Source organism: Microcystis sp. M179S2, from assembly GCF_020245805.1.
GTDB classification, from domain to species: domain Bacteria; phylum Cyanobacteriota; class Cyanobacteriia; order Cyanobacteriales; family Microcystaceae; genus Microcystis; species Microcystis aeruginosa.
This window is the reverse complement of sequence record NZ_JADBUE010000325.1, coordinates 1-10,584: the sequence shown is the minus strand read 5'-3', so window position 1 is coordinate 10,584 and position 10,584 is coordinate 1. Positions and strand designations below refer to the sequence as shown.

General features: G+C 41.2%; 11 protein-coding genes and 3 pseudogenes. 7 read left to right on the top strand and 7 right to left on the bottom strand.

All coding sequences use genetic code 11. The annotated features are described in order from the left end of the window. A pseudogene (locus tag IM500_RS20280) lies at positions 1–219 on the top strand (lipid kinase); the annotation flags it as partial. Between the two features lie 2 nt (positions 220–221). Here IM500_RS20280 and IM500_RS20275 read toward each other — a convergent pair. Together IM500_RS20275 and IM500_RS20270 are read right to left on the bottom strand one after the other, a co-directional pair. Next, a pseudogene (locus tag IM500_RS20275) lies at positions 222–581 on the bottom strand (amino acid ABC transporter substrate-binding protein); the annotation flags it as partial. Between the two features lie 5 nt (positions 582–586). Further along, positions 587–1,057 carry a dTDP-4-dehydrorhamnose 3,5-epimerase family protein gene (locus IM500_RS20270; RefSeq protein ID WP_150975694.1) on the bottom strand — a complete coding sequence of 157 codons (471 nt, stop codon included), beginning with the start codon at positions 1,055–1,057 and terminating at the stop codon, positions 587–589. Between the two features lie 32 nt (positions 1,058–1,089). Between IM500_RS20270 and IM500_RS20265 the strand changes: the two genes are divergently transcribed. The 5 genes and pseudogenes from IM500_RS20265 to IM500_RS20245 all read left to right on the top strand — a co-directional run. Continuing rightward, positions 1,090–1,902 carry an aldolase/citrate lyase family protein gene (locus IM500_RS20265; RefSeq protein ID WP_287739428.1) on the top strand — a complete coding sequence of 271 codons (813 nt, stop codon included), beginning with the start codon at positions 1,090–1,092 and terminating at the stop codon, positions 1,900–1,902. Between the two features lie 4 nt (positions 1,903–1,906). Next, the gene (locus IM500_RS20260) at positions 1,907–3,043 is read left to right on the top strand and encodes a glycosyltransferase family 2 protein (RefSeq protein WP_287739427.1); all 1,137 of its coding nucleotides are present in this window, start codon (positions 1,907–1,909) and stop codon (positions 3,041–3,043) included. A gap of 42 nt (positions 3,044–3,085) precedes the next feature. Next, a complete protein-coding gene (locus IM500_RS20255; protein ID WP_287739426.1) occupies positions 3,086–3,715 on the top strand; it encodes a DUF6817 domain-containing protein in 630 nt (209 codons plus the stop codon). A gap of 15 nt (positions 3,716–3,730) precedes the next feature. Continuing rightward, a complete protein-coding gene (locus IM500_RS20250) occupies positions 3,731–4,669 on the top strand; it encodes a glycosyltransferase family 2 protein (RefSeq protein ID WP_287739425.1) in 939 nt (312 codons plus the stop codon). 169 nt (positions 4,670–4,838) lie between these two features. Continuing rightward, positions 4,839–5,117: pseudogene (locus IM500_RS20245) on the top strand (lipid kinase); the annotation flags it as partial. Between the two features lie 2 nt (positions 5,118–5,119). Here the strand turns inward: IM500_RS20245 and IM500_RS20240 are convergent. Together IM500_RS20240 and IM500_RS20235 are read right to left on the bottom strand one after the other, a co-directional pair. Continuing rightward, a complete protein-coding gene (locus tag IM500_RS20240) occupies positions 5,120–6,175 on the bottom strand; it encodes an amino acid ABC transporter substrate-binding protein (RefSeq protein WP_287739424.1) in 1,056 nt (351 codons plus the stop codon). A 36-nt stretch (positions 6,176–6,211) separates the two neighbouring features. After that, positions 6,212–6,952 (bottom strand): TIGR00297 family protein, encoded by a 741-nt coding sequence (locus IM500_RS20235; RefSeq protein ID WP_190722563.1) that lies wholly within the window; start codon positions 6,950–6,952, stop codon positions 6,212–6,214. 44 nt (positions 6,953–6,996) lie between these two features. On the opposite strand from IM500_RS20235, the gene IM500_RS20230 reads away from it, so the two are divergent. Then, entirely contained in the window at positions 6,997–7,701 is a 705-nt protein-coding gene (locus IM500_RS20230; RefSeq protein ID WP_287739423.1) for a cytochrome b/b6 domain-containing protein, read from the top strand. A gap of 100 nt (positions 7,702–7,801) precedes the next feature. On the opposite strand, the gene IM500_RS20225 is transcribed toward IM500_RS20230, so the two are convergent. The 3 genes from IM500_RS20225 to cobQ all read right to left on the bottom strand — a co-directional run bounded on the left by IM500_RS20225 (position 7,802) and on the right by cobQ (position 10,434). Further along, the gene (locus IM500_RS20225) at positions 7,802–8,419 is read right to left on the bottom strand and encodes a class I SAM-dependent methyltransferase (RefSeq protein WP_287739422.1); all 618 of its coding nucleotides are present in this window, start codon (positions 8,417–8,419) and stop codon (positions 7,802–7,804) included. A gap of 290 nt (positions 8,420–8,709) precedes the next feature. After that, positions 8,710–8,949, bottom strand: coding sequence for a 2Fe-2S iron-sulfur cluster-binding protein (locus tag IM500_RS20220; RefSeq protein ID WP_002775208.1), 240 nt, complete (start codon positions 8,947–8,949; stop codon positions 8,710–8,712). Positions 8,950–8,958: 9 nt separating this feature from the next. After that, positions 8,959–10,434 carry a cobyric acid synthase CobQ gene (cobQ, locus tag IM500_RS20215; protein WP_190722566.1) on the bottom strand — a complete coding sequence of 492 codons (1,476 nt, stop codon included), beginning with the start codon at positions 10,432–10,434 and terminating at the stop codon, positions 8,959–8,961. Positions 10,435–10,584 lie beyond the last annotated feature (150 nt).

Below are 10,584 nucleotides of genomic sequence, written 5' to 3'. Positions count from 1 at the left end.
TGGTGGCAAATTTTCCCGCTTTTATGGACATTACCGCGAGGACAACAGGGTTTATTATCTTGGGTGAGAACTCTTAAGGGGAAAGAAATTCAAATTCAGACTCGTAAACCCCATAGTATCAACACCGATGGCGAAATTACTAGCACTACTCCCGCCATGTTTCGAGTTATTCCTAGCGTTTTAGGAGTCTATATTCCCCGTCAGAAAACACAATCTTAAAATTAACGAAAAGGAGGAGAATACAATAAACCCCCCTTTGTCCAAAGATTATTTAAACCTCGATCGAGTTGTAGGGGTTTACCGATTTCACGCTCATAAATTTCACCGTAATTACCCACCTGTTTTAAGACTCTTTGGGCAAAATCATTGGGTAAACCCATATCTTCGCCCAACTTCTCATCGATACCCAAAAAGCGCCGAATACTGGGGTCTTTGCTGTCGGCAAAAGTGGCAATATTTTGGGAGTTAATCCCAAATTCTTCCCCTTGAATTAAACTAAAAACGTTCGAGCGGACGGCATTCGACCAAGGGGGATCACCATCGGCCACGGCCGGGGCCAAGGGTTCCTTAGATATTACCACTTAGTTTACCACTGATAGGGAATAATATTAGTATCATAAGGTAAGCGATCTTCATCTGGTGCGTCTGCCTGAAAAGCGACCGAGTTTAGATGCAGTGCAAAAGCTTCCCGCTCGCCAATTGTCTGAAAACCATGCCAAATACCGGGAGGAATTTGTACAAGTTTAGGAGCCAATTCGCCTAAAAATATCGTGTTAATTTTGCCTCTGGTGGGTGAGGTTTCCCGGTCATCGTAAAGGACAAGTTTCAACAGTCCTACCATGACGGCAATTTGATCAATTTGCGTTGTGTGTCTGTACCAAGCTTTAACAATACCGGGCAAAGTTGAAGTAATATAGACTTGTCCAAAGCCGGGGAAAATCTTATCATCAGCCCGTTGAATTTCCATGAGTCGTCCTTTTTCATTTGGCAATAACTTGAGAGGGCAAACTTCTACACCTTCTATCCATTGCTCATTAGATTGTGTTAACTTTGTCATAGCTAAAGACTTAAGAATCATTGATCACTATAATGAACCCCATAACGAGCCACTATACTACAGATATTGACCATTTGCGTTTATTTCTATTTACCACAGATGCTTTATTGGCTAAACAAGCCGAGCAAGTAGGGATTGATAGTATCATTGTAGACTGGGAACGGATTGGTAAACGAGAGCGACAGATTAGCTATTCAACCCAAATCAACGCCGATACACCAGAAGATGTGGTTGCTCTAGCTGAAGTTATCTCCATCCCAATTACAGTAAGAATTAATCCCTTAGATAACAATACTTCTGACGAGATAGAAACTGCCCTAGATTCTGGAGCTAAGATTATTATGCTACCGATGGCAAAAGTTCCCAGTGAGGTAGATAAATTTATTTCTCTAGTCAATGGAAGAGCTAAAACCCTAGTCCAAATTGAGACTCACACATTAGTAGAACATTGCCATGAGCTTAGAGATCTAGGTTGGGACTATAGTTATATTGGACTGAATGATTTAATGATTTCACGCCAAAAAAACTCTATTTGGGATTTACTGGCAGATGGTACAGTTGAACAAATTTTTCAAATTTTAAACAATCGTATCGTTGGATTCGGTGGAGTAACGAGAATTAGTGGCGGCAACCCTATACCCTTCCTCGAACTTCTGCATGAGATGGCGCGGCTCAATTGCGGTTTAAGTGTTTTGAGGCGTACTTTTAACAACGAAATGAGTGGCCGGAATCTTCAGGCGGAGATCCAAGCGATTCGGGCTGCTTGGGTAGCGGCGCGTCTCCGCAGTCGGGAAGCAGTTTTAGCAGATCAGCTCACATTTTTAAAGCGACTGGGAGCAAATTAGAATTATGATATGGCTTATAGATCAAAACGCTAAGGTTATGGACGTAGCTGTTATTATCCCTTTATTCAACGGCTCTCAATGGATTCGACAAACACTCGAGTCAGTATTTTCCCAGTCTCAACCACCGAGAGAAATAGTAGTGGTTGACGATGGTTCTGAGGACGAATCCCTAGAGATTGTCAAGTCTTTTTCAGGTATCACTTTATTACGAAATCCTGACAAGGGTTCTCATTGCGCCCGCAATTTTGGATTCAAACATACTACTGCGCCTCTAGTAGCATTTCTCGATCAGGATGACATCTGGCATCGAGATCACCTGCGCCTTATGAATACAATTCTAGAACAATTTCCCCAATCTGCTGCTTGTGTAGCCAATTGCGCCCATTTTCATGAAGATAGCCTAAATTTTCCCTCTCCAGTCCTCAATTCTCAGTTTTTTGCTCCTTGGAACTTTTTCCCTACCAATTCTGTCGCCACTCCCTCAGCTGTTGTGATTCGACGCGAAGCACTCGATTCCATCAATGGCTGGCCAACACAGTTTACGGGAACTGCTGTAGATTACTATACTTGGTTAAGGTTAAGTGTTAATCAATCTCTGATAAGAAACCATTGTATTACGGTTGGATATCGTCGCCATAATAATTCTCAGGGGACGAAGTTAAGATTACAAAACCTTGAAAAATTAATAGATAATCACATAAACACTTTAGCAGATGCTCTTCGTTATCGGTTTTCTGTCTATCCCCAAGATGCTGTATTACTGGAAAATAGATTGAAATCATTAACTAATATGTTGGATATTATCACAGCCACTATCACTGCTGATCAATCACTGCTGGTGAAAGGTGCTATTTCCTTTGAAGAAAGTCTAGCTAATGAGTCAACTGCTTTTATTAGCTCAATGTGTAACTTGCTGTTATGGTTTTTATATCCTTACTTAGATCCTCAAGAATTTACTTTGAAAATCATCCTCGAACATTGGCCAAATAAGGCAGCCAAAACCCGCCAAGGATTGAGAGAGCGAATTGCTTTAAGCAGAATCCTTCCGAGACATCTATTAGCACATCCATTTGACCTAAGTTTATGGGTTTTATTAGTAGAGTTTGCACCTTTGATAAGCAATAAGCTTATGCCCCGATAAATTCCTATGACAAATTATATAATCATTAATTCAATCAACAATATGGCTACTAATACCCTCATTAAAAATCGATTGAAAAACTTACAACACTTCGCCCCAAATATTGTAGGTGAATTTATATATTTATGGAGAGATAGACAATATGATCCCCCTAAAGAGCAAAGAGAAATTTTGAAGAAATTAGCAACCGATTCCACTGAACATCTTAATAAACGCTCTTTATATAGTCATTTATTAGGAACTTATAGAATCTTGAAAAAATGGAACTCATCTGAAGAGATTTGTCTGGCTGGTCTTTATCACAGCATCTATGGAACTTATAGCTATAGAAAAAGTTTGGTTAATCTAGAACAAAGAGGTATAATTAAGGCTGCTATTGGTTCTGATGCTGAAAAATTAGTTTACTATTATTGTCTTGAAGATAGAAAACATTTCCCCTCTAATTTTGAGCAAGTTAATGAATTTAAACTGATAAATTATCGTGATAACAAGGAAATAATTTTAACTCAAACAGAGCTTAGTGCTTTAATAACTATTCGTTTAGCAGATCACTTAGAACAATTACCTTATACCCGTGATTATCGTCATCAAGAATTTTATCTTAAAGCTAAACCTTTCCTGACTCAAAAAGCTTATGCTGATTTTCTGATGGCTCATAGGAGAAAATTTTAATTATAGTTAATAAAGATGAAATTTAGTATTGTTATTACAACCTGCAATCGTTTATCGTTGCTTAAAAGAGCAATCGCTTCGGCCTTAAATCAATCTATTCCCTGTGAAGTCATTGTGGTTGATGATTGTTCCTCTGATGGTACAGCAGAATATATTCAAAGCCTGGGGGAAGATATTATCTTCTATCGTAATCTCAAGAATATGAGGCAATCCTTTTCGGTAAATGTAGGGGTTAAAGCTGCTCAAGGAGATTGGATTAAACTACTCGATGATGATGACTATCTTGCCCCTAATTGTATAGAGGAAATAATGAAAAATATTGCTCAGTATCCCGAAGCTGTCATTTGTTCCTGTCAGGCGACACAGGTGGATATTAAAGGAGTAGAAATCTGTCAAACTCCAAAAATAGGACTTGAACAGGCTTTCTATATCGCTCAAGCAGATATACACTATGGTATGCTCCTAGAACAAGTTCCCTTCGGAACAACTAGCCAAGTTGCTTTTCTCAGAGATGCTTTTCTTAACTCAGGGGGTTGGGATTCAAGTTTAGATGACTGTTACAATGACATTGATTGCTGGCTTCGCATTGCTCAGTTTGGGGATGCTGTGTTTGTTAACTCCTGTTTAGTGTATCGAGTAGTTTGGTCTGGTAGTTATAATCAAAAGTCTTCATTGTTAAAGCGACTCAACACTAACATTTTGATCAAAGAGAAAATATATAACTTAGTTAATCCAAAATATCAGTCTGTTCTGCCACCACTCTCATATATATGTAATTATGTTAAACTACATTGGTTATTAGTGGCCTTAAAACAAAAACATTTTGTTTTCGCCATCAGAATCTCTTTTCCTGCCGTATTATCTATGAGGTCTTGGAATATTTTAGTTAAGGCAATGAGATCCCGTAATAATCCCCCTTCCAGAAAAAGCGTAATTTTAAAAACTACAAAGTGAAGTGACGCAATCCTTCCCAGTATCCTTGATCAAGCTTTCAAAGGGGAATTATTATGTCGTTCCCAGGTTCTACAGGGGAACTCTCTCTTCAGATTCTACCTGAATACTACTTTAAGGCAGAGCCTTCGATATTGTGTTCCAAGGCTCTGCCTTGCAACAAGGAACCTTCGCTCACGATGCCCAAATCGACGATCAAAGGTTAGATTTATATAGCCTAGAAATTGAACACTGGTGGCAAATTTTCCCGCTTTTATGGACATTACCGCGAGGACAACAGGGTTTATTATCTTGGGTGAGAACTCTTAAGGGGAAAGAAATTCAAATTCAGACTCGTAAACCCCATAGTATTAACACCGATGGCGAAATTACTAGCACTACTCCCGCCATGTTTCGAGTTATTCCAGCGGCCATAGGGGTCTATATTCCCCGTCAGGAAACACAATCTTAAAACTAACGAAAAGGAGGAGAATACAATAAACCCCCCTTTGTCCAAAGATTATTTAAACCTCGATCGAGTTGTAGGGGTTTACCGATTTCCCGCTCATAAATTTCACCGTAATTACCCACCTGTTTTAAGACTCTTTGGGCAAAATCATTGGGTAAACCCATATCTTCGCCTAACTTCTCATCAATACCCAAAAAGCGCCGAATACTGGGGTCTTTGCTATCGGCAAAAGTGCCAATATTTTGGGAGTTAATCCCGAATTCTTCCCCTTGAATTAAACTAAAAACGATCGAGCGGACGGCATTCGACCAAGCGGGATCACCATCGGCCACGGCCGGGGCCAAGGGTTCCTTAGATATTACCACTTCTAATAATTGATGATCCTGCGGTCGGGGAAAAACCGAGCGCCGGGCCACCAATTGGGAGCGATCGGAGGTGACGGCCTGACAGCGCCCCGCCTGATAAGCTGTATATAAAGCCTCCACATCATCGGAAACGATCGGTTTATAACCTTGAACTGCCGCTTTTGCCATGGCATCGGCCAGATTTTGTTCCGTGGTGGTTCCCGACAGCACACAAATGGACTTTCCGCTTAAATCTTCTAATTTCTTAATATTACTGGCTTTCGTGGCCATAATTCCCTGACCATCATAGAAAACCGGGGTGATAAACTCCATCCCCAGGGCGGTATCCCGGTTAATCGTCCAGGTGGTGTTGCGACTGAGGATATCCACTTCTCCCGTCTGTACGGCAGTAAATCTCTCTTGGGGGCTAAGTTTACGATATTCGACTTTAGAGGGATCATCAAAGAGAGCCGCAGCGATAGCTCGGCAAATTTGCACATCTAAGCCCGAATATTCGCCTTTTTCATTAACAAAGCTGAACCCCGACACTTCTCCGTTAATGCCACAAATTAACTTACTGCGATTTTTCACCGTTTGCAAGCGGCCAGCATCGGGACTACTTGCGGTGTTAGAACTAGAATTAGATTGATTTTCCGTCCCACAGGCAGTAATTAGCAGTAAAAGCAGGGACAATGCACAAAAACGCCACTTTAGCATAGATATTCTCTGAAAAATTTTTTTAGTCACTTAATTTTAGCGGAAAGACCAGAGCAAGCTTAACAGTATAGCCACGATCGCACCGATAACCGTATTGATCACATTGACCAATTCATTAGTTAACCACAGAAAGCGGGTTTGTAGGGTAGCGCCGATGAGACTTTCGATATTGGTGGCGATAAATGCCGCAATTACACACCATAACACACCGATAAGATCGATCGCACCGATAGCCCATGCTAACAGGGAAATAGCCGTGGCTGCCAACAAACCAGCGATCGTTCCTTCTAAACTAACAGCCCCTTCTGTTCCCCGGGGGACGGATTTAAAATTAGTAATCAGATAAGTGGTTTTACCATAAGCTTTGCCCACCTCACTGGCAGTAGTATCGGCTAATTTGGTGCTAAAACTAGCCACATAAGCGAGTATTAAGAGGTAATCCCAGGGAGAAGCGGCAAAAAGACTTAGGATAGCGCAAATTGCCCCCGCTAAAGCGGAACCCCAGACATTTTCAGGACCGCGCACCCCCGCTCTTTTTTCGGCAATTCCCTCCGCTTCCTTGCGCGCTAAACCGATGCGGGTGACAGTAGACCCGACGAGGAAATAGAATAAAACAATTAGATAACCGCGCCATCCCAAGCTTCCCCAGACAATCACCCCTAAAACCCAAGCATGGAGATAACCCATCCGAGTTAAGAGCTTTTTTGGGGCAATCCAGGCGATTCCGAGGAGGACGGTATTGAGAAGAACAGCGACGAGCCAAGGATTAGTTAACATAGTATCTGGGCAAGTTTACATACCCCATTGTATCGATCGAGTTCATGAAAACTAATCAACCTTATCAACCTCTTTTACTGCGAATTCTGCACGGATTCACGGGAATTGCCCTCATTGCCGCCATGGTTACGGCCTATTGGACCTATGATACTTTTGACGGTCGTTGGTTAAAACTGCCCTTACCAGAATATCAAGAAATTGAAAGTATTCATGGCACTTTTGGCCTCTATACTCTGATTATTTTTCCCGTTTTTGCTATCTATGCTTTTCGTCGCGGCAACAAAAGATTAATTCAAAGTGATTCTCTTAACAAATTAACCCAATTTGGTAAGCCGATTTGGTGGTATAGTCTCCATCGTTTAGTCAATACTTTGACTCTTTTTGCCCTAACTTTTGCCTTGTATAGTGGCCGGATGATGGATTCCAAATGGCTACCGGAAGGGGAATTAAATCACTTTTGGTATTATGCCCATTTGCTCAGTTGGTTAATTATGGTAGTATGTCTGGTGCTGCACCTGCTCATGACTGCTAAAGTGGGAGGAGTTCCCCTGTTATTATCTATCCTTAAATGGCGTTTTCGTGAACAAGATAGCCCGAAATTATGGTTATCTCAATTACGTCAATGGGGGTTAAGTTTGCGTCTAGCTAAGATTTTTCAGTGGCTACAATCCCTTAACTTATATAAGGTCTTAGAAATTGTTGTTTTATTGGCTATTATAGCGGCTTGGATTATTCCCAAGTTTGACTAAGCTGTACTGTATTTAAACTGCGTATTGGGAATTTTAGTACAAATGCTCAAATTCCCTGATCCCACCTCTCCTATACCTTTTGAACAGGATTTAGTATGATTTATTGACCCCGACGAGCGAGAATAATCATCGTCTTCGCTAAGGGAGCAATACGACCAATACGATAGACTTTCTCTAACGATAAATTAGCTTCTGTTAACAGTTGTGTGATAGTTTTGACCGACCAAAATTTAATATGTCCGTGATCCCAAAGAGCGGTAAAATGCTCGTCCATCTTACCCGTAGCCGCTAGGGCTAAATTTTTGAGATAACTATGATAGGGAGTGGATATCAACGCATATCCTCCGGGTTGCAGCAGATTATAAACGGTCTTAGCGTAATTGCGCGGGGCATAGACGTGTTCTACCACTTCCAAACTAATTAGCAGCGGAAAAGTACCAAATTTACTAGCCAGATCATCATAGGCGGAGCCAACGTATAGATCAAGTTCAGGATAGGCTTTTTTTGCCTCTGCTATCCCCGATTCGGAAGGATCGCAGCCACTGACTTGAAATCCTTTTTCTGATAACCAATTAGCGATCAAACCGTTGCCACAACCGAGGTCAAAAATACGCTTTTCAGGAGGAGCAAGATCGGCAAAAATCTGACTTAGAGAAGGTAGCAAATAAGCGTGGGCAGTCCCACAGCAAGAATTTTGATAATGATAATAATCTGACATATTTTAAGATAGTTAATATGTAAGTATTTCCCGTGGCAGCACCACTACTGTCGAAAGGTAATACAGAAAGTAACTTTTGTCAAGGGTTTAGTGAAATTTATTGTCACATCCCATTGATACGATATACCATAGTATTTTATGAATATATTGCATATACTATTGTCAATGTACATCTTGCAAAAATCAAAAACCTTCCCCTAGACGAGAAGTCGCCGAGCCATTATTCTCCCAGTTAGAAGTCGTAAACTTAACATTAATAGCTGACTTCTGTTATCAGAAAACCTGAACAACTACCAAAGCGGATCGGAGTATAAATGAACGGTTAAAGAATCTCGATCGCCGGGGATACCAGTAATACAACTACAAATTTGAGTACCATCATCTAATTCTACCTCGCAAGCGTGACAGGAACCCATTAAACAGCCGGTAGGAATGTCAATTCCTGCTTTTTTGGCCACATCTAATAATAGTTCTCCCGTTTCCGCTTCTATGATGATATCATCGGGTAAAAAACGCACTGCAATAGTCATAATTACTCCTTACAAATGAGAAAAAATAGGTTGAAGATTTAAATGTTCTTCCACTAAATTAGCCATAGCATCTAGGGTTATTTCTCTTTGTTCGCAATAGTTAGCAATTCCCGTAGGCAAAGATAATAAACCGCGACGCTGACGCAGATGATTTAGCCAATTTCTTCGCCAGGAACCATTATCAAAGATACCATGTAAATAACAGCCCCAAATTGAGAGAGAATCATTGACAATTCCCAGACTAGCATCTTCCTCGAACATTTTTTGATAACCCGATTCACTTTCCCATTCGCTTATTCCCTGGTGAATTTCGTATCCCATTACCGGTAAACCAGCTTGGGGATAATTGGATAAAACTTGTCGTTGACGGGTAATTTTTTCGGCAGTAATTACCGTTTTTAAGGGCAGTAAATTTAAGCCAGCTGCCTCACTTTCGAGACCTTCTCGATGGTCAGTATCCAGGATTAATCGCCCTAACATTTGCAAACCACCACAGATGCCAAAGATAATACCTCCCCTTTGGTGATAGGCTTGTAATTGATTAGCCATACCACTTTGATTAAGAGCAATTAAATCAGCGACAGTGGTTTTAGAACCGGGGATAATTACCCCATCGGGATCACCTAAAGATTCCTGTAATTCTAGATAACGTACATTGACCGTTGCTTCGCCACAGAGAGGGTCAAAATCAGTAAAATTAGCGATATGAGGCAGACGAATGACACTGATATTTACTTCAGCTTTGGGTTTTTGGGCGGGGCGATCGAGTAAACTGAGAGAATCCTCGGCACTTAAAAAGATATCACTATAGGGAAGAACTCCCAACACGGGAATTTTGGTATAATTTTCTAGCCAAGTAATCCCTGAATCTAAGAGAGATTTTTGTCCGCGAAATTTATTGATCACAATACCTTTAATTAAAGCTCTTTCCTCCGGTTCTAATAATTCTAACGTACCGACGACGTGAGCAAAAGCCCCCCCGCGATCAATATCCACCACTAAAATAGTAGCGGCATCGAGATATTTAGCCACCCGCATATTAGTTAAATCGCGATGTTTGAGATTTATTTCCGCCGGACTTCCCGCACCTTCACAGACAACTAGATCAAATTCTGTTGATAATTTAGCTAAAGATTCTTTAATTGCTTGCCAACCTTGGTCAAAATAATTCTGATAATAATCCGCTGCCGTGGTGACACCAACAGCCTTACCTTTAATAATCACCTGAGAGGTCATATTTCCCTGGGGTTTTAATAAAATTGGGTTCATTTCTACCCGGGGAATTGTCCCCGCGGCCCATGCTTGCACCGCCTGGGCGTGACCCATTTCTCCCCCTCCGGCGGTAACATAGGCATTAAGGGCCATATTCTGACCTTTAAAGGGTGTTACCTGCCAACCTTTCCGGTTGAATAAACGACATAAAGCCGCAGTTAAAAAAGATTTACCCGCGTGGGATGTTGTCCCCACTACCATAATTGCTTTCATCTAGTTTTTTGGGTTGAGTATTGAATTTTTATGAATTAGGAATTAGGAATTATGAATTGGGAAGTGGGGAAGTGGGGAGATGGGGAGATGGGGAAGTGGGGAAGTGGGGTGTAGGGTGTGGGAAGTGGGGTGTGGGGTGTGGGGTGTGGG